Here is a 17,656-nt window from a genome sequence, read left to right on the forward strand (position 1 = left end):
GGTCGCAAGACCGCCGTAAGCCAAGCGAAAAGGAGGGCAGGAGGCCCTCCGTTTTCCGGCCTTGGATGGGCCAGCAGGGTTAGAATTCCGTGAAGTTGACGGAGTTTCGTCCTGCCAGCTATACTTCCCTGTCTCGGCGGGCCGTTTTTCGGCCTGCCTTTGTTTTCGTGCAAGGCCGTCTCGGCCTCTCAATCAGAAGAATCAACTGATGACGACGATCAATCAGCTGGTCCGCAAGCCTCGGCAAGCGACCACCTACAAGAGTGCCTCCCCGGCACTGGACAAGTGTCCGCAGCGCCGTGGCGTCTGCACACGCGTCTACACCACTACCCCGAAGAAGCCGAACTCGGCCCTGCGTAAGGTTGCCAAAGTGCGCCTGACGAACCAGGAAGAGGTCATCAGCTACATCGGTGGTGAAGGCCACAACCTGCAGGAGCACTCCGTGGTCCTGATTCGCGGTGGCCGCGTTAAGGATCTTCCCGGTGTGCGTTATCACACCGTCCGTGGTTCGCTGGACGCCGCCGGCGTCGCAAAGCGCCGTCAAGGTCGTTCCAAGTACGGCGCCAAGCGCCCGAAGAGCTAAGGAAACACTCCAATGTCCCGTAAAGGTTCTACTCCGCAGCGCACCGTCCTGCCTGATCCAAAGCATGGCAGCGAAACCATTGCCCGCTTCATCAATATGGTGATGCAAAGTGGCAAGAAGTCGGTTGCTGAGAAAATTGTCTATGGCGCGATGGACGTCATTGGCGAAAAGAATCCGAATGCCGTCGAGCTGGTGCAGAAAGCACTGGACAACGTGGCCCCGGCTGTCGAAGTTAAATCGCGTCGCGTCGGTGGTGCTACCTATCAGGTGCCCGTCGAAGTGCGCTCCTCCCGTCGCATGGCGCTGGCAATGCGCTGGTTGATCGATTCCGCGCGCAAGCGTGGCGAGAACACCATGCCGCGCAAGCTGGCTGCAGAACTGTTGGACGCCTCGGAAAGCCGTGGCGGCGCGATCAAGAAGCGCGAAGAGACGCACCGTATGGCGGAGGCGAACAAGGCGTTCGCACATTACCGCTGGTGACCTCGTGGGCCTTGGTAACGGGGCCCTTCAGCACCATCTGAGTGCTGTTTGCGACGCGTTACGCGTCGCATCCAATCCGAAGGCCGCCGAAAGGCGGCGTTCGGCCATCCGAAATCCAAGAAATTGAGAGGCTCCCCGTGGCCCGCACCACCCCTATCGAGCGTTACCGCAACTTCGGCATCATGGCCCACATCGATGCCGGCAAGACCACCACCTCCGAGCGCATCCTGTTCTACACCGGTGTCAGTCACAAGATCGGCGAAGTCCATGACGGCGCTGCAGTGATGGACTGGATGGAGCAGGAGCAGGAGCGTGGTATCACCATCACCTCCGCTGCGACCACCGCGTTCTGGTCGGGCATGGACAAGTCCATGCCGCAGCACCGCTTCAACATCATCGACACCCCCGGGCACGTTGACTTCACCATCGAAGTGGAGCGCTCCTTGCGCGTGCTCGACGGTGCGGTGTTCGTGCTGTGCGCCGTCGGTGGCGTGCAGCCGCAGTCCGAGACCGTGTGGCGCCAGGCCAACAAGTACTCCGTGCCGCGCATGGCCTTCGTCAACAAGATGGACCGTACCGGTGCCAACTTCGACAAGGTCGTCGAGCAGCTGAAGGCCCGTCTGGGTGCCTACGCCGTGCCGATGCAGGTGCCGATCGGCGCCGAAGACGGCTTCGAGGGCGTGGTCGACCTGCTCAAGATGAAGGCGATCCATTGGGATACCGCATCGCAGGGCACCACCTTCGAATACCGCGACATCCCGGCCGATCTGGTCGAGATCGCGACCGAGGCGCGTTCGTTCATGGTCGAGGCGGCTGCAGAAGCCAGCGAAGACCTGATGGACAAGTACCTCAACGAAGGCGACCTGAGCGAAGAAGAGATCCTGGTGGGTCTGCGCGAGCGCACCCTGAAAGTCGAAATCGTGCCGGTGTTCTGCGGCTCGGCGTTCAAGAACAAGGGCGTGCAGGCCATGCTCGACGGCGTCGTGCACCTGTTGCCGTCGCCGGCCGACCGTCCGCCGGTCCAGGGTATCGATGAGGACGAGAAGGAAGACACCCGTCCGGCCACCGATACCGCGCCGTTCTCGGCGTTGGCGTTCAAGATCATGACCGACCCGTTCGTGGGCTCGCTGACGTTCTTCCGTGTCTACTCGGGCACGTTGAACTCCGGCGACCAGGTCTACAACCCGGTCAAGTCGAAGAAAGAGCGCGTGGGCCGCATCCTGCAGATGCACTCCAACAATCGCGAAGAGATCAAGGAAGTGCGCGCTGGCGACATCGCTGCTGCCGTGGGTCTGAAGGACGTCACCACCGGCGACACGCTGTGTGCGCAGGACAAGGTCATCACCCTGGAGCGCATGGTGTTCCCGGAGCCGGTGATCTCGATGGCGGTGGAGCCCAAGACCAAGTCGGACCAGGAAAAGATGGGTATGGCCCTGGGCCGTCTGGCGCAGGAAGATCCCTCGTTCCGCGTCAAGACCGACGAAGAATCCGGCCAGACCATCATCTCGGGCATGGGCGAGTTGCACCTGGACATCATCGTCGACCGCATGCGTCGCGAGTTCAATGTCGAGGCCAACGTCGGCAAGCCGCAGGTGGCCTACCGCGAAACCATCCGCAAGTCCGACGTCAAGTCCGACTACAAGCACGCCAAGCAGTCCGGTGGTAAGGGTCAGTACGGTCACGTGGTGATCGAGCTGTCGCCGATGACCGAGGACGATCGCAAGAGCGACAACGTCAAGGACGATTTCCTCTTCATCAACGACATCACCGGCGGCATCATCCCGAAGGAATTCATCCCCTCGGTCGAAAAGGGTCTGCGCGAGACGATCACCAGTGGTCCGATCGCCGGCTTCCCGGTGGTGGGCGTGAAGGTCAAGCTGGTGTTCGGCTCGTACCACGACGTCGACTCCTCGGAAATGGCGTTCAAGCTGGCCGCGTCTATGGCGTTCAAGCAGGGCTTTGCGAAAGCCAGCCCGGTGTTGCTGGAGCCGATCATGAAGGTCGAAATCGTCAGCCCGGAGGATTACCTGGGTGACGTGATGGGCGACGTGAGCCGCCGTCGTGGCGTGTTGCAGGGTCAGGACGACAGCCCGTCGGGCAAGATCATCAACGCGATGATTCCGCTGGGTGAAATGTTCGGCTACGCGACCTCGCTGCGCTCGATGAGCCAGGGCCGTGCGACGTTCTCGATGGAATTCGACCACTACGAAGAGGCACCGGCCAACATCGCCGACGCCGTCACCAAGAAGGGCTGAGTTCGCTCAGCCGCTTCTCACAAATTTTTCAATTAGAGGTAGTTAGTCATGGCAAAAGCTAAATTTGAGCGCACCAAGCCGCACGTGAACGTCGGCACCATCGGTCACGTTGACCATGGCAAGACCACGTTGACAGCCGCGCTGACCAAGATCGGTGCTGAGCGTTTCGGTGGCGAGTTCAAGGCGTATGACGCGATCGACGCGGCGCCTGAAGAGAAGGCGCGCGGCATCACGATTTCGACCGCCCACGTCGAATACGAATCCCCGAACCGCCACTATGCGCACGTCGACTGCCCCGGCCACGCCGACTACGTCAAAAACATGATCACCGGTGCGGCGCAGATGGACGGCGCGATCCTGGTGTGTTCGGCTGCTGACGGCCCGATGCCGCAGACTCGTGAGCACATCCTGCTCTCGCGTCAGGTCGGTGTGCCGCACATCGTCGTGTTCCTGAACAAGGCCGACATGGTCGACGACGCCGAGCTGCTCGAGCTGGTCGAAATGGAAGTGCGCGAGCTGCTCAGCAAGTACGACTTTCCGGGCGATGACACCCCGATCATCCACGGTTCGGCGCGTCTGGCCCTGGACGGCGATCAGAGCGACATCGGCGTGCCGGCGATCCTGAAGCTGGTCGATGCGCTCGACACCTTCATCCCGGAGCCGACCCGCGACGTCGACCGTCCGTTCCTGATGCCGGTCGAAGACGTGTTCTCGATCTCCGGCCGCGGCACCGTGGTGACCGGTCGTATCGAGCGCGGCATCATCAAGGTTGGCGACGAAATCGAAATCGTCGGTATCCGCGACACGCAGAAGACCACCGTCACCGGCGTGGAAATGTTCCGCAAGCTGCTCGACCAGGGTCAGGCAGGCGACAACGCCGGTCTGCTGCTGCGCGGCACCAAGCGTGACGACGTCGAGCGCGGCCAGGTGCTGTGCAAGCCGGGTTCGATCAAGCCGCACACCGAGTTCGAAGCCGAAGTCTATGTTCTGTCCAAGGACGAGGGTGGCCGTCATACCCCGTTCTTCAAGGGCTACCGTCCGCAGTTCTACTTCCGCACCACCGATATCACTGGCGCTTGCCAGCTGCCGGAAGGCGTGGAAATGGTGATGCCGGGCGACAACGTGAAGATGGTCGTGACCCTGATCAACCCGGTCGCGATGGACGAAGGTCTGCGCTTCGCCATCCGTGAAGGCGGTCGTACCGTCGGCGCCGGCGTGGTTGCCAAGATCATCAAGTAAGTCCTGCAGCCCGGCGGCTTCCAGTCGCTGGATCTGCAAAAGAGAGGGTCGGCGCAAGCCGGCCCTTTTTTTGTGCGTCAGGTCAGGTGGACATGCACACGAGGGCGCATTGATGGAACAGGACGCTTGCACAGGTAAAAACCCATCGCTATAATGCGCGGCTCGGTGTCCCTGGGTAGGGCGCCGAGTTACAGCGAAAAGAACGGCAGGATGCCGCTCGTGTTCGCCAGACCGGGAAGGTCGCGTTGCATGGAGCACTCAACAACTCACATGTTGTTGACCGTGCTCTTGTTGCGCATTATACTTTTCCGTCTGGGCAGGCCGGTTTACCGGTCTGCCTCAGTTTTTGGGCGGAGGAAATGCCCTCGTCAGCAGGATGCATGGCGATTTCATCTACGTCAGGAATATCGGGGCAGGTATCCCAGAGGCCTTGCCCGTCGCTCTTTTAACGAAGGAAGCTTCCGTCATGTCGGAACAAAAGATCCGGATTCGGTTGAAGGCGTTCGATCATCGTTTGATCGACCGTTCGGCCAGCGAGATCGTCGAAACGGCTAAGCGGACCGGCGCGCAAGTGCGTGGCCCGATCCCGTTGCCGACCAAGATCGAACGTTACACCATCCTCGTATCCCCGCATGCCGACAAGGATGCGCGTGACCAATACGAAACCCGCACGCACAAGCGTGTGCTCGATATCGTCGACCCGAACGACAAGACCGTGGACGCGCTGATGAAGCTCGAACTCGCGGCTGGCGTCGACGTTCAGATCAAGTTGACCTGAGGACTACGACCATGACGAAGAAATATTCGTTGGGCTTCGTAGGCCGCAAGGCTGGTATGAGCCGCGTCTTCACTGAAGACGGTCGCTCGGTACCGGTCACGCTGATCGAAGCAACTCCAAACCGCATCGCGCAGATCAAGACCGTCGAAGCTGACGGCTACAGCGCTGTGCAGATTACCGTTGGTGCCCGTCGTGCCGCGCTGGTCAACAAGCCGGCTGCTGGCCACTTCGCCAAGGCGAAGGTGGAAGCGGGTCGCGGCCTGTGGGAATTCCGCGTTGAAGACGCGCAGCTCGGCGATTTCGCCGTCGGCGGCGAAATCAAGGCGGACATCTTCGAGGTCGGCCAGAAGGTCGACGTCCAGGGCGTCACCAAGGGTAAGGGTTTCCAGGGCACCATCAAGCGCTACAACTTCCGTATGGGCGATGCAACTCACGGTAACTCGCTGTCGCATCGCGCGCCGGGTTCGTTGGGTCAGCGCCAGACCCCGGGTCGCGTTTTCCCGGGTAAGAAGATGTCGGGCCACATGGGCGCCGTGCAGCAAAGCACGCAGAACCTGGAAGTGGTCAAGGTCGACGTCGAGCGTGGTCTGATTGCTATCCGCGGCGCCGTGCCTGGCGCAGCTGGTGGCGACGTGATCGTCCGTCCGGCGAGCAAGGCATAAGGAGAGATGACGATGGAACTCGTTATCACGGGTAGCAACAACAAGGTCTCGGTCTCCGATGCCGTGTTCGGTCGCGAATTCAGCGAAGATCTGGTTCACCAGGTCGTCGTCGCTTATCGCAATGCCGGCCGCGCTGGTACCAAGGCTCAGAAGACGCGTTCGGAAGTTGCGGGCACGACCAAGAAGTCGAAGAAGCAGAAGGGCGGCGGTGCGCGTCATGGCGCGCTGACGGCTCCGATCTTCATCGGCGGCGGCGTGACCTTCGCGGCCAAGCCGCGCAGCTTCGAACAGAAAGTCAACCGCAAGATGTACCGTGCGGCCATCTGCGCGATCTTCTCTGAGCTTAATCGCCAGGGTCGCCTGATGATCGTCGATGCGTTCGACGTCGAAACCACCAAGACCCAGGGTCTGATCGAGAAGCTGAAGGGACTGGACGTGGGCAAGCGCCCGCTGATCGTCACCGAGGAAGCGTCCGAGCACCTGTATCTGTCCGCCCGCAATCTGCCGTATGTGCAGGTGCGTGATGTGCAGGGTTTGGATCCGGTCGCTCTGGTCGGGGCCGATACGGTCGTGATCACCGCCGATGCGGTCAAGAAGGTCGAGGAGTGGCTGGCATGAGCAGCAACGAAAAAATCTTCAGCGTGCTGCGTGCTCCGCGAGTCTCCGAAAAGACCGCGCGCCTGCAGGAAATCTCCAACCAGTATGTCTTCGAAGTTTCGAACGAAGCCACCAAGGCCGATGTAAAGGCCGCGGTTGAGCAGCTGTTCGACGTCAAGGTCAAAGCGGTCAACGTGGTCAACGTCAAGGGCAAGAGCAAGTCCTTCCGTAACCGTGCTGGCAGCCGTGGCAATTGGCGCAAGGCGTACGTCCGCCTGGTTGATGGTCAGTCCATCGACGTAACGGCCAAGGCCTGAGGTCCATCCCATGCCATTGATGAAGTTCAAACCCACCTCTCCCGGCCGTCGTTCCGCCGTGCGCGTGGTTACTCCCGATCTGCACAAGGGCGCACCGCACGCGGCGCTGCTCGACTCGCAGAGCAAGTCCGGTGGTCGTAACCACCATGGCCGCATCACCGTGCGTCACGTCGGTGGTGGCCACAAGCAGCACTACCGCATCATCGACTTCAAGCGCAACAAGGAAGGCATTCCGGCGCGTGTGGAGCGGATCGAATACGATCCGAACCGTACCGCTCATATCGCCCTGCTGTGCTACGTCGACGGCGAGCGTCGCTACATCATTGCCCCCAAGGGCTTGAAGGCTGGCGATCAGGTCATTGCCGGTGCCAATGCACCGATCAAGACCGGCAACACGCTGCCGCTGCGCAACATCCCGGTCGGTACGACGGTCCACGGTATCGAGCTGAAGCCGGGTAAGGGCGCTCAGATCGCACGTGCTGCCGGCGCAGCCGTCCAGCTGGTCGCTCGCGAAGGCATCTATGCCACGCTGCGTCTGCGCTCGGGCGAAATGCGCAAGGTGCCGGTCGAGTGCCGCGCCACCATCGGCGAAGTCGGCAACGACGAGCACAACCTCGAGAAGCTGGGCAAGGCTGGCGCCAAGCGCTGGCGCGGTGTTCGTCCGACCGTTCGCGGTGCGGCCATGAACCCGGTCGATCACCCGCACGGTGGTGGTGAGGCCAAGGCTGGCCAGGGTAATCCGCATCCGGTCACCCCGTGGGGTGTTCCGACCAAGGGTTACAAGACGCGCAAGAACAAGCGCACCCAGCAATTCATCGTCCGCGATCGTAGGGGCTAATCGACCATGGCACGTTCACTTAAGAAGGGCCCGTTCGTCGATCACCACCTTGCAAAGAAGGTGGAGTCCGCTGCGGGTAGCAAGAAGCCGATCAAGACCTGGTCGCGCCGTTCGATGATCCTGCCGGAAATGGTAGGCATCACCATCGCCGTGCATAACGGCAAGAACCACATTCCGGTGCTCGTCAACGAGAATATGGTCGGCCACAAGCTCGGCGAATTTGCCGTCACCCGGACCTTCAAGGGTCACGGTGGCGACAAGAAGTCGAGCAGGTAAGGAGAGATGACGATGGAAGCGAAAGCAATCCTGCGCACCGCGCGCATCTCCCCGCAGAAGGCCCGCCTGGTCGCTGACCAGGTGCGTGGACTGTCCGCCGAACGTGCGGTCAATCTGCTGAAGTTCTCGGACAAGAAGGCTGCGCACCTGATCAAAAAGGTTGTGGAGTCGGCTATTGCCAATGCCGAGAACAATCAGGGCGCGGATGTCGACGAGCTGAAGGTCAAGACCATCATGGTTGATGAAGGTCCCTCCCTGAAGCGTTTCATGGCGCGGGCGAAAGGCCGCGGTACCCGCATCCTCAAGCGCACCAGTCACATCACTGTGATTGTTGGCGCCGCCAAGTAAGCGGAAAGGAAAAGACCATGGGTCATAAAGTTCATCCGACTGGAATTCGCCTTGGCATCGCCAAGGACTGGAATTCCAAGTGGTACGCAAGCAAGGCCGACTTCGCCGCCTACCTGGCAGCCGACCTGAAAGTGCGTGAAATGCTGCGCAAGAAGCTCGCGCAGGCAGGTATCAGCAAGATCTTGATCGAGCGCCCTGCCAAAACCGCCCGCGTGACGATCCACACCGCCCGTCCGGGCGTGGTGATCGGCAAGCGTGGCGAGGACATCGAAAAGCTGCGTAAGGAAGTGAGCGCGATGATGGGTGTTCCTGCCCACATCAACGTCACCGAAGTGCGCAAGCCGGAGCTGGATGCGCAGCTGGTCGCCGAGTCGATCGCGCAGCAGCTTGAGCGTCGCATCATGTTCCGCCGCGCAATGAAGCGCTCGGTCGGCAACGCGATGCGCTTGGGTGCCCTGGGCATCAAGGTCAACGTGGCTGGCCGCCTCAACGGTGCAGAAATCGCCCGTTCGGAGTGGTACCGCGAAGGCCGCGTGCCGCTGCACACGCTACGTGCCGACATCGATTACGGTTTTGCTGAGGCGTCCACGACGTACGGCATCATCGGCATCAAGGTCTGGATCTATAAGGGTGAGGTCTTCGACTTCTCCCAGGTTGGCCAGGAGAAGCAGGACGACAGCCCGCGCAACGATCGTAACGATCGCGGCGACCGTGGTGACCGTCCTTCGCGCCCGGCTCGTGAAGCGAGGTAACGGCAATGTTGCAACCCAAGCGAACCAAATATCGCAAGATGCACAAGGGCCGTAACGACGGCCTGGCATGGAGCGGAAACGCCGTCAGCTTCGGCGAGTACGGCCTCAAGGCAACCGCGCACGGTCAGCTGACCGCGCGTCAGATTGAAGCAGCACGTCGTACGATCAGTCGCCACGTCAAGAAGGGCGGCAAGATGTGGATTCGTGTGTTCCCCGACAAGCCGATCACCAAGAAGCCGATCGAAGTCCGCATGGGCTCCGGTAAGGGCAACGTGGAGTACTGGGTCGCGCAGATTCAGCCGGGCCGCATGATCTATGAAATCGAGGGTATTCCCGAAGATATCGCACGTGAGGCGTTCCGCCTTGCCGCCGCGAAATTGTCGGTGACCACCACTTTCGTGACCCGGACGGTGCGCTGATGGATATCAAACAACTCCGCGAGAAGTCGGCTGACGAACTGAAGGCCCACCTGACCGATCTGCGTAAGGAGCAGTTCTCGCTCCGTATGCAGCAGGTCACCGGCCAGCTGCCGAAGACCCACGATACCCGCCGGGTGCGCCGCGAGATTGCTCGCGTCAAGTACCTGCTCGGCAGCACCAAGTAAGGACGGCCGCGATGAGCGACAACAACGAAAAGCAAGCGCTGCGCACGGTCGAAGGCCGTGTTGTCAGCAATAAGATGGACAAGACGGTCACCGTGTTGGTGGAGCGCCAGGTCAAGCACCCGTTGTACGGTAAGTACATCAAGCGCTCGTCCAAGCTCCACGCACACGACGCCGACAATGCCTGCAACGAAGGCGACGTCGTGCGTGTGACCGAGATTGCTCCAATGTCCAAGACCAAGAACTGGCGGGTGGTCGAAATCGTCACCCGTTCGGCCGAATAAGGGAGATCTGAATCATGATCCAGATGCAGAGCTACCTCGATGTCGCCGACAATTCGGGTGCCAAGGAAGTGATGTGCATCAAGGTGCTGGGCGGCTCCAAGCGCCGCTACGCACACATTGGCGACATCATCAAGGTGACCGTCAAGGACGCCATTCCGCGTGGCAAGGTCAAGAAGGGCGAAGTCTACGACGCCGTCGTGGTGCGTACCCGCAAGGGTGTGCGCCGTCCCGACGGTTCGCTGATCCGCTTCGATGGCAACGCCGCTGTGCTGTTGAACAATAAGCAGGAGCCGATCGGGACCCGCATCTTCGGGCCGGTGACGCGCGAGCTGCGTTCCGAGAAGTTCATGAAGATCGTCTCGCTCGCTCCCGAAGTGCTGTGAGCGGAGGACATATACATGGCTAACCGTATCAAGAAGGGCGACCAGGTCGTCATCAACACCGGCAAGGACAAGGGTAAGCAGGGTGAAGTTGTGCGTGTGGATGGCGATCGCGTGATCGTCTCCAATGCCAACGTCATCAAGCGCCACACCAAGCCGAACCCGCAGGCGGGTGTCGCCGGCGGCGTGGTCGAGCGTGAAGCGTCGATCCATATCTCCAACGTCAATATCGTCAACCCGGCAACGGGCAAGGGCGAGCGCGTTGGCTTCAAGGTGCTGGAGGATGGACGCAAATTGCGTGTGTTCCGCTCCAGCGGTGAGGCGCTCGACGCCTGAGGAATGCGATCATGAACACTCGTCTCGAAAAGTTTTACAAGGAAAACGTGGTGCCGGCCCTGATGAAGGAATTCGGCTACACCAATCCGATGGAAGTGCCGAAGCTGGTCAAGGTCACGCTCAACATGGGCGTGGGCGAGGCGGCTACCAACAAGAAGATTCTGGAAAATGCGGTCGCCGACATGTCCAAGATCTCCGGTCAGAAGCCGGTGGTCACCAAGTCGCGCGTTTCGGTCGCATCGTTCAAGATTCGTGACGGTTGGCCGATCGGCTGCAAGACCACGTTGCGTCGCGCCAAGATGTACGAGTTTCTGGATCGTCTGATCAACATCTCGCTGCCGCGCGTGCGCGACTTCCGTGGTGTTTCCGGTCGCTCCTTTGACGGTCGTGGCAACTTCAACATGGGTGTGAAGGAACAGATCATCTTCCCGGAAATCGACTTCGACGCCGTCGACGCGATTCGCGGTATGGATATCGCCATCACCACCACCGCCAAGACGGATGCGGAAGCGAAGGCGCTGCTGGCAGCGTTCAAGTTCCCGTTCCGTAACTGACCGTCGAGGACATCCGAAATGGCAAAGACCTCCATGATCCACCGCGACATCAAGCGTGCAAAGCTGGCGAAGAAATTCGCCGGCAAGCGTGATGCGCTGAAGAAGATCCTCTCCAGTCAGGATGCGTCCTACGAAGAGAAGATCGACGCGTCGACCAAGTTGCAGAAGCTGCCGCGCGATTCGTCGCCGAGCCGCCACCGCAACCGTTGCGAGTTGTCCGGTCGTCCGCGCGGTGTCTACCGCAAGTTCGGTCTGGGTCGCAACATGCTGCGCAAGGCCACGATGAACGGCGACGTTCCGGGCCTGCGCAAGGCAAGCTGGTAACAGCATTGCCGGCCGTTCGCGGCCGGCTTGAACAGGATGGTTCTGTTCAACAAGGGAGTCCGACGCAAGTCGGGCTCTTTTGTCGTATACTTCCGCTTCTGTCTTGCCCGCATGGGCCTGGCATGGCGTAAAGGGTCCTGGCCCATCCCCAGGAAAACACAAGATTTTCGCGAAAGCGGATATCGGTGCACTCAAAGGTACTCATATGAGCATGACTGATCCCATCGCCGACCTGCTGGTACGCATCAAGAATGCGGCAGCGGTTGGTAAGCAGACGGTGAAATTGCCGTCGTCCAAGATCAAGGTCGCGATCGCCCAGGTCCTGAAGGACGAGGGTTACATCACCGACCTGCGCGTGACAGCGACCGAGAACAACAAGTCGGAGCTGGAAATCGTGCTGAAGTATTTCGAAGGCCGTCCGGTCATCGAGACCCTGAAGCGTTTCTCGCGCTCGGGTCTGCGCCAGTACCGCGGCAAGACCGAGCTGCCCAAGGTCCTTGGCGGCCTGGGTATCGCCATCATTTCCACGTCGAAGGGCATCATGACCGATGCGCAGGCTCGCGAAGCCGGCGTTGGTGGTGAAGTCCTGTGCTTCGTGGCCTAAGGGAAGGAATCGATCATGTCCCGTGTAGCCAAGAAGCCTGTCTCCCTTCCGAAGGGTGTTGAACTCAAGGTCCAGCCCGAGCTGGTCAGCGTCAAGGGCCCGAAGGGCACCCTGACCCTGCCGAAGCCGGTTGGCGTCGAAATCGCCATCGACGGCGACGTTGCCACGCTGTCGGCCAACGAACCGTCGCAGATCGCCATCACCGGCACCGTGCGCGCCATTCTGGCCAACATGGTCAAGGGTGTGTCCGAGGGCTTCGAGCGCAAGCTCGAGCTGGTCGGCGTCGGTTACCGTGCCGCCATGCAGGGCAAGGACCTGAGCCTGTCGCTTGGTTTCTCGCATCCGCTGGTGTTCGTGGCGCCGGAAGGCATCACGCTGTCGACCCCGACCCAGACCGAAATCGTGGTCCAGGGCGCCGACAAGCAGCGCGTCGGCGAAGTTGCCGCCAAGATTCGCGGTTTCCGTCCGCCGGAGCCCTATAAGGGCAAGGGTGTGAAGTACGCCGGTGAAGTCATCATTCGCAAGGAAGCCAAGAAGGCTTAATGGCGAGTCCCTCGCAAGAGCCCGCACATCCCTGTGCGGACTTTTGATAGGAGCACGCTTTCCCTTCAGCTTCCGTAGGATAAATATCATGAGCATCAACAAGAACATCGCACGTCTGCGTCGCGCCAAGTCCACCCGTTCGCACATCCGTGAACTGGGCGTCGCTCGCCTGTCGGTGCTGCGCACCGGCCAGCACCTGTATGCGCAGGTCTTCACCGCCGACGGCTCCAAGGTGATCGCTGCGGCGAACACCCTGCAGGCCGACGTCAAGGAAGGCCTGAAGAACGGCAAGAACAGCGATGCGGCCGTCAAGGTCGGCAAGCTGATCGCCGAGCGCGCCAAGGCTGCGGGCATCGAGAAGGTCGCATTCGACCGCTCGGGCTACCGCTACCATGGCCGTATCAAGGCGCTGGCCGACGCAGCTCGCGAAGGCGGCCTGCAGTTCTAAGCACTGCTGCGGATGTGGCCATCGGCCATATCCGCGTTACCGCCGGCAGGTGAGATGCCGGACCGTCCCGTTCTTTTGCAACGGTGCCGGGAACACAGCGTGACTCCACAACCATAAGCGGCTTCGAGCCGTACATACTCAATCAATCAAGGAATCAAGATGGCAGAAGAACGTGCACCGCGGGGTCGTGATCGCGACCGTAACCGCGAAGAGAAAGTCGACGATGGCATGATCGAAAAGCTGGTCGCGGTCAATCGCGTCAGCAAGACGGTCAAGGGCGGTCGCCAGTTCACCTTCACCGCGCTGACCGTGGTCGGCGATGGTCTGGGCAAGGTCGGTTTCGGTTATGGCAAGGCGCGCGAAGTGCCGGTCGCCATCCAGAAGTCGATGGAGCAGGCGCGCAAGAACCTGGCCACTGTCGATCTGAACAACGGTACCTTGTGGCATGCCGTCAAGTCCGGCCATGGCGCAGCACGCGTTTACATGCAGCCGGCGTCGGAAGGTACGGGCGTCATCGCCGGCGGCGCCATGCGCGCTGTGCTGGAAGCGGTCGGCGTCAAGAACGTGCTGGCCAAGGCGGTTGGTTCGCGTAATCCGATCAACCTGGTCCGTGCAACCCTGAAGGGTCTGTCGGAAGTGCAGTCGCCGGCCCGTGTTGCGGCCAAGCGCGGCAAGAAGGTGGAGGAGCTCAACCATGGCTAAGGACGCCAACAAGACCGTGAAGGTGCGCCTGGTGCGTGGCCTGCGTGGAACCCAGTCGCGTCACCGCCTGTCGGTGCGTGCGTTGGGCCTGAATAAGCTCAACGATGTGCGTGAACTGAAGGACAGCCCGCAGGTTCGCGGTCTGATCAATACCGTTCACTACCTCGTCAAGGTTGAGGACTAATCCCATGACTTTGCATCTCAATGACCTCAAGCCCGCCGACGGCGCCCGTACCGAGCGCACCCGCGTCGGTCGTGGCATCGGCTCCGGCCTTGGCAAGACCTGCGGCCGCGGCCACAAGGGTTCGTTCGCTCGCAAGGGCGGCGGCAAGATCAAGGCCGGCTTCGAAGGCGGCCAGACGCCGATGCAGCGCCGTCTGCCGAAGATCGGCTTCCGTTCCAAGATGGCGCGTGACAGTGCCGAAGTGTTGTCCTACCAGCTGGACAAGCTGGAAGCCGGTGAGATCGACTTCGCAGCGCTGCGTGCGGCCAATCTGGTCCCGAGCCGCGCCAAGAAGGCGAAGATCGTGCTGAAGGGCGAGCTGAGCAAGAAGTTCGTGCTGAAGGGTGTCGCCGCAAGTGCGGGCGCCAAGGCAGCAATCGAAGCTGCCGGCGGCAGCGTAGAGGAGTAATCGGCAGATGGCGCAGGCTGGCATTGGTAACCTCGGTGGCGGGCTCGGCAAGTTCACGGAACTTCGCCAGCGGCTACTGTTCGTCCTCGGGGCATTGATCGTCTATCGCATCGGCTGCTATGTGCCGGTGCCGGGCGTGAATCCCGATGCCATGCTTTCGTTGATGCAGGCGCAGGGTGGCGGCATCGTGGACATGTTCAACATGTTCTCGGGCGGCGCCCTGCACCGTTTCAGTATTTTTGCGTTGAACGTGATGCCGTATATCTCGGCATCGATCGTGATCCAGTTGGCCACGCACATCTTTCCCGCCCTCAAGGCGATGCAGAAGGAAGGCGAATCCGGCCGACGCAAGATCACCCAGTATTCGCGTATCGGTGCGGTGTTGCTGGCGGTGGTGCAGGGCGGCAGTATCGCGCTGGCACTGCAGAACCAGACCGCGCCTGGTGGCGCTCCGGTGGTGTACGCGCCGGGCATGGGCTTTGTGCTCACCGCAGTGATTGCACTGACCGCCGGCACCATCTTCCTGATGTGGGTGGGCGAGCAGGTCACCGAGCGTGGCATCGGTAACGGCGTATCGTTGATCATCTTCGCTGGCATCGTGGCAGGCCTTCCGTCGGCGGCGATCCAGACCGTCGAGGCCTTCCGCGAAGGCAATCTGAGCTTCATTTCGCTGCTGCTGATCGTCATCACCATTCTGGCGTTCACGCTGTTTGTGGTGTTTGTCGAGCGCGGGCAGCGACGTATCACGGTCAATTACGCGCGCCGCCAGGGCGGTCGCAATGCGTACATGAACCAGACCTCGTTCCTGCCGCTGAAGCTCAACATGGCAGGCGTGATTCCGCCGATCTTCGCCTCCAGCATCCTAGCCTTCCCGGCCACGCTGTCGATGTGGTCCGGTCAGGCGGCGTCTGGCAGCGGTCTGGGTTCGTGGCTGCAGAAGATTGCCAATGCGCTTGGGCCTGGCGAGCCGGTGCACATGCTGGTGTTCGCTGCACTGATCATCGGCTTCGCGTTCTTCTATACCGCGCTGGTGTTCAACTCGCAGGAAACCGCCGACAACCTCAAGAAGTCTGGCGCACTGATTCCGGGTATCCGCCCGGGCAAGGCGACGGCTGATTATGTGGACGGCGTGCTGACTCGCCTGACTGCGGCAGGCTCGTTGTACCTGGTGATCGTCTGCCTGCTGCCGGAAATCATGCGCACCCAGCTGGGCACCTCATTCCACTTCGGTGGTACGTCGTTGCTGATCGCCGTGGTGGTGGTGATGGACTTCATCGCGCAGATCCAGGCACATCTGATGTCGCATCAGTATGAGAGCCTGCTGAAGAAGGCCAACCTCAAGGGTGGCTCGCGCGGCGGTCTGGCGCGCAGTTAAGTGGTACACTAGATCTTCATTGCGTGAAGACGGCTCGGTTCCCGGGCCACGATCTTCCGATCAGAAGGGCGGCTCGCGCGACGTCTCGCGCGCGGGTGTGACGAGGTGGTCCTGTGCGGGAGTAGTACAGGCGATTCAGAGAAGTTTTCTGGATCAACATCGTCCGGCGCCGGAGCGAGGGCACACTCCCCACGCCGGGTCCTTGGAACTTTTGGTTCCACGGGCTTCAAAGCAATCCGAGGCCTTGCTACAATTCCGAGTTCACTTTTGATCCATCCTGCCGGATGGCGCCTGGGCGCTGTCGGGCCATCACTCAGTTGGAGAATCGCGTCATGGCGCGTATTGCAGGCGTCAACCTGCCAGCCCAGAAGCACGTCTGGGTCGGGTTGCAAAGCATCTACGGCATCGGCCGTACCCGTTCGAAGAAGCTCTGCGAATCCGCAGGCGTTACCTCGACCACGAAGATTCGTGATCTGTCCGAACCCGAAATCGAGCGCCTGCGCGCCGAGGTCGGCAAGTATGTCGTCGAAGGCGACCTGCGCCGCGAAATCGGTATCGCGATCAAGCGACTGATGGACCTGGGCTGCTATCGCGGTCTGCGTCATCGCCGTGGTCTCCCGCTGCGTGGTCAGCGCACCCGTACCAACGCCCGCACCCGTAAGGGTCCGCGCAAGGCGATCAGGAAGTAAGGGATAGATCATGGCAAAGCCAGCAGAAAAGAAAACGAAGAAGAAGATCAAGCGCGTCATCACTGACGGCGTCGCTCACGTCCACGCTTCGTTCAACAACACCATCGTCACCATCACCGATCGTCAGGGCAATGCACTGTCGTGGGCTACGTCCGGCGGCGCCGGTTTCCGTGGTTCGCGCAAGTCGACCCCGTTCGCTGCTCAGGTTGCCGCCGAAAAGGCTGGCCGCGCTGCGCTCGACTACGGCGTGAAGTCGCTGGAAGTACGTATCAAGGGTCCGGGTCCGGGCCGTGAGTCGGCCGTGCGTTCGTTGAACAACGTGGGCTACAAGATCACCAACATCATCGACGTGACGCCAATCCCGCACAACGGGTGCCGTCCGCCGAAGAAGCGTCGCGTCTAAAGGGAGCGATAAGAAATGGCTCGTTATATCGGTCCTACCTGTAAGCTCGCCCGCCGCGAAGGCGCCGACCTTTCCCTCAAGAGCCCGGCGCGTGCGCTGGACTCCAAGTGCAAGCTTGAGCAGAAGCCCGGCCAACACGGCGCGGCTCGCAAAGGCAAGCTCTCCGACTACGCTACCCAGCTGCGTGAAAAGCAGAAGGTCAAGCGCATCTACGGTTTGCTGGAACGTCAGTTCCGCAACTACTACAAGAAGGCCTCGACCAAGAAGGGCAACACCGGCGAGAACCTGCTGCAGTTGCTGGAAACCCGTCTGGACAACGTCTGCTACCGCATGGGCTTTGCCGTCACCCGTCCGGCCGCGCGCCAGCTGGTGTCGCACCGTGGCGTGCTGGTCAATGGCAAGTCGGTGAATCTGGCTTCGTACCAGATCAAGGCTGGCGATGCGATCACGCTGTCGGAAAAGGCACAGAAGCAGCTGCGCGTGCAGGAAGCCCTGACCGTGGCTGAGCAGCACGACATGACGCCGTCGTGGGTCGAAGTCGATTCGAAGAAGTTCAGCGGCGTGTTCAAGGCCGTTCCGGATCGCGCTGACCTGCCTTCGGATATCAACGAAGCGCTGATCGTCGAGTTGTATTCGAAGTAATTCACATTGGAGAG

At 60.9% G+C, this 17,656-nt stretch carries 29 protein-coding genes; all 29 read left to right on the plus strand.

The features are described from left to right. The first annotated feature begins 208 nt into the window (after positions 1 to 208). The gene (gene rpsL, locus ABQY74_RS05155) at positions 209 to 583 is read left to right on the plus strand and encodes a 30S ribosomal protein S12 (protein WP_002811712.1); all 375 of its coding nucleotides are present in this window, start codon (positions 209 to 211) and stop codon (positions 581 to 583) included. A gap of 12 nt (positions 584 to 595) precedes the next feature. After that, positions 596 to 1,063, plus strand: coding sequence for a 30S ribosomal protein S7 (rpsG, locus tag ABQY74_RS05160; RefSeq protein ID WP_005993356.1), 468 nt, complete (start codon positions 596 to 598; stop codon positions 1,061 to 1,063). A gap of 137 nt (positions 1,064 to 1,200) precedes the next feature. Beyond that, positions 1,201 to 3,318, plus strand: a complete 2,118-nt coding sequence (gene fusA / locus ABQY74_RS05165; RefSeq protein ID WP_024938568.1) for an elongation factor G — start codon at positions 1,201 to 1,203, stop codon at positions 3,316 to 3,318. Positions 3,319 to 3,366: 48 nt separating this feature from the next. Next, positions 3,367 to 4,557: an elongation factor Tu gene (gene tuf / locus ABQY74_RS05170; RefSeq protein WP_024938571.1), complete on the plus strand. Its 1,191-nt coding sequence runs from the start codon at positions 3,367 to 3,369 to the stop codon at positions 4,555 to 4,557. Positions 4,558 to 5,023: 466 nt separating this feature from the next. Then, entirely contained in the window at positions 5,024 to 5,335 is a 312-nt protein-coding gene (gene rpsJ / locus ABQY74_RS05175; RefSeq protein ID WP_003486723.1) for a 30S ribosomal protein S10, read from the plus strand. Between the two features lie 11 nt (positions 5,336 to 5,346). Continuing rightward, positions 5,347 to 5,997: a 50S ribosomal protein L3 gene (gene rplC, locus ABQY74_RS05180; RefSeq protein WP_006450633.1), complete on the plus strand. Its 651-nt coding sequence runs from the start codon at positions 5,347 to 5,349 to the stop codon at positions 5,995 to 5,997. 12 nt (positions 5,998 to 6,009) lie between these two features. After that, on the plus strand, positions 6,010 to 6,615 hold the full coding sequence (gene rplD, locus ABQY74_RS05185; RefSeq protein WP_024938567.1) for a 50S ribosomal protein L4: 606 nt from the start codon (positions 6,010 to 6,012) through the stop codon (positions 6,613 to 6,615). Next, complete coding sequence (rplW, locus tag ABQY74_RS05190; protein ID WP_002811694.1) at positions 6,612 to 6,911, plus strand: 50S ribosomal protein L23; 300 nt, start codon at positions 6,612 to 6,614, stop codon at positions 6,909 to 6,911. Before rplD ends, rplW begins: the two co-directional genes overlap by 4 nt. Before the next feature lie 10 nt (positions 6,912 to 6,921). Beyond that, complete coding sequence (gene rplB, locus ABQY74_RS05195) at positions 6,922 to 7,749, plus strand: 50S ribosomal protein L2 (protein ID WP_003486715.1); 828 nt, start codon at positions 6,922 to 6,924, stop codon at positions 7,747 to 7,749. Positions 7,750 to 7,755: 6 nt separating this feature from the next. Beyond that, complete coding sequence (gene rpsS, locus ABQY74_RS05200) at positions 7,756 to 8,025, plus strand: 30S ribosomal protein S19 (protein ID WP_005993369.1); 270 nt, start codon at positions 7,756 to 7,758, stop codon at positions 8,023 to 8,025. A gap of 12 nt (positions 8,026 to 8,037) precedes the next feature. Further along, entirely contained in the window at positions 8,038 to 8,373 is a 336-nt protein-coding gene (rplV, locus tag ABQY74_RS05205) for a 50S ribosomal protein L22 (RefSeq protein ID WP_002811686.1), read from the plus strand. Positions 8,374 to 8,390: 17 nt separating this feature from the next. Beyond that, positions 8,391 to 9,125, plus strand: a complete 735-nt coding sequence (gene rpsC, locus ABQY74_RS05210; RefSeq protein WP_024938565.1) for a 30S ribosomal protein S3 — start codon at positions 8,391 to 8,393, stop codon at positions 9,123 to 9,125. A gap of 5 nt (positions 9,126 to 9,130) precedes the next feature. Next, positions 9,131 to 9,544, plus strand: coding sequence for a 50S ribosomal protein L16 (gene rplP / locus ABQY74_RS05215; protein ID WP_011036127.1), 414 nt, complete (start codon positions 9,131 to 9,133; stop codon positions 9,542 to 9,544). Then, positions 9,544 to 9,729 carry a 50S ribosomal protein L29 gene (gene rpmC, locus ABQY74_RS05220; RefSeq protein WP_006450638.1) on the plus strand — a complete coding sequence of 62 codons (186 nt, stop codon included), beginning with the start codon at positions 9,544 to 9,546 and terminating at the stop codon, positions 9,727 to 9,729. Before rplP ends, rpmC begins: the two co-directional genes overlap by 1 nt. A gap of 11 nt (positions 9,730 to 9,740) precedes the next feature. After that, the gene (rpsQ, locus tag ABQY74_RS05225) at positions 9,741 to 10,010 is read left to right on the plus strand and encodes a 30S ribosomal protein S17 (protein WP_016900663.1); all 270 of its coding nucleotides are present in this window, start codon (positions 9,741 to 9,743) and stop codon (positions 10,008 to 10,010) included. A gap of 14 nt (positions 10,011 to 10,024) precedes the next feature. Continuing rightward, on the plus strand, positions 10,025 to 10,393 hold the full coding sequence (gene rplN / locus ABQY74_RS05230) for a 50S ribosomal protein L14 (protein WP_003486699.1): 369 nt from the start codon (positions 10,025 to 10,027) through the stop codon (positions 10,391 to 10,393). 15 nt (positions 10,394 to 10,408) lie between these two features. Then, the gene (gene rplX / locus ABQY74_RS05235) at positions 10,409 to 10,726 is read left to right on the plus strand and encodes a 50S ribosomal protein L24 (RefSeq protein WP_003486696.1); all 318 of its coding nucleotides are present in this window, start codon (positions 10,409 to 10,411) and stop codon (positions 10,724 to 10,726) included. An 11-nt stretch (positions 10,727 to 10,737) separates the two neighbouring features. Further along, on the plus strand, positions 10,738 to 11,280 hold the full coding sequence (gene rplE, locus ABQY74_RS05240) for a 50S ribosomal protein L5 (RefSeq protein WP_010371090.1): 543 nt from the start codon (positions 10,738 to 10,740) through the stop codon (positions 11,278 to 11,280). Positions 11,281 to 11,298: 18 nt separating this feature from the next. After that, complete coding sequence (rpsN, locus tag ABQY74_RS05245; RefSeq protein WP_005917137.1) at positions 11,299 to 11,604, plus strand: 30S ribosomal protein S14; 306 nt, start codon at positions 11,299 to 11,301, stop codon at positions 11,602 to 11,604. Between the two features lie 205 nt (positions 11,605 to 11,809). Then, entirely contained in the window at positions 11,810 to 12,208 is a 399-nt protein-coding gene (gene rpsH, locus ABQY74_RS05250) for a 30S ribosomal protein S8 (protein ID WP_010371096.1), read from the plus strand. 15 nt (positions 12,209 to 12,223) lie between these two features. Then, positions 12,224 to 12,751 (plus strand): 50S ribosomal protein L6, encoded by a 528-nt coding sequence (gene rplF, locus ABQY74_RS05255; RefSeq protein WP_016900656.1) that lies wholly within the window; start codon positions 12,224 to 12,226, stop codon positions 12,749 to 12,751. Positions 12,752 to 12,839: 88 nt separating this feature from the next. Continuing rightward, positions 12,840 to 13,199, plus strand: coding sequence for a 50S ribosomal protein L18 (gene rplR / locus ABQY74_RS05260; RefSeq protein ID WP_016900655.1), 360 nt, complete (start codon positions 12,840 to 12,842; stop codon positions 13,197 to 13,199). 159 nt (positions 13,200 to 13,358) lie between these two features. Continuing rightward, complete coding sequence (rpsE, locus tag ABQY74_RS05265) at positions 13,359 to 13,901, plus strand: 30S ribosomal protein S5 (protein ID WP_003486682.1); 543 nt, start codon at positions 13,359 to 13,361, stop codon at positions 13,899 to 13,901. Next, positions 13,894 to 14,085, plus strand: coding sequence for a 50S ribosomal protein L30 (rpmD, locus tag ABQY74_RS05270; protein WP_104627723.1), 192 nt, complete (start codon positions 13,894 to 13,896; stop codon positions 14,083 to 14,085). The genes rpsE and rpmD overlap by 8 nt, the downstream gene beginning before the upstream one ends. Before the next feature lie 4 nt (positions 14,086 to 14,089). Then, complete coding sequence (rplO, locus tag ABQY74_RS05275; RefSeq protein WP_016900650.1) at positions 14,090 to 14,533, plus strand: 50S ribosomal protein L15; 444 nt, start codon at positions 14,090 to 14,092, stop codon at positions 14,531 to 14,533. 7 nt (positions 14,534 to 14,540) lie between these two features. After that, positions 14,541 to 15,908 (plus strand): preprotein translocase subunit SecY, encoded by a 1,368-nt coding sequence (gene secY / locus ABQY74_RS05280; RefSeq protein ID WP_349793557.1) that lies wholly within the window; start codon positions 14,541 to 14,543, stop codon positions 15,906 to 15,908. Positions 15,909 to 16,240: 332 nt separating this feature from the next. Then, on the plus strand, positions 16,241 to 16,597 hold the full coding sequence (gene rpsM, locus ABQY74_RS05285) for a 30S ribosomal protein S13 (protein ID WP_003486672.1): 357 nt from the start codon (positions 16,241 to 16,243) through the stop codon (positions 16,595 to 16,597). Positions 16,598 to 16,607: 10 nt separating this feature from the next. Next, the gene (gene rpsK / locus ABQY74_RS05290; RefSeq protein ID WP_003486671.1) at positions 16,608 to 17,000 is read left to right on the plus strand and encodes a 30S ribosomal protein S11; all 393 of its coding nucleotides are present in this window, start codon (positions 16,608 to 16,610) and stop codon (positions 16,998 to 17,000) included. Positions 17,001 to 17,015: 15 nt separating this feature from the next. Further along, positions 17,016 to 17,642 (plus strand): 30S ribosomal protein S4, encoded by a 627-nt coding sequence (gene rpsD / locus ABQY74_RS05295; RefSeq protein WP_002811641.1) that lies wholly within the window; start codon positions 17,016 to 17,018, stop codon positions 17,640 to 17,642. Positions 17,643 to 17,656 lie beyond the last annotated feature (14 nt).

This window comes from Xanthomonas sp. WHRI 7064, assembly GCF_040202355.2.
In the GTDB taxonomy this organism is placed as follows: Bacteria; Pseudomonadota; Gammaproteobacteria; order Xanthomonadales; family Xanthomonadaceae; genus Xanthomonas; species Xanthomonas arboricola.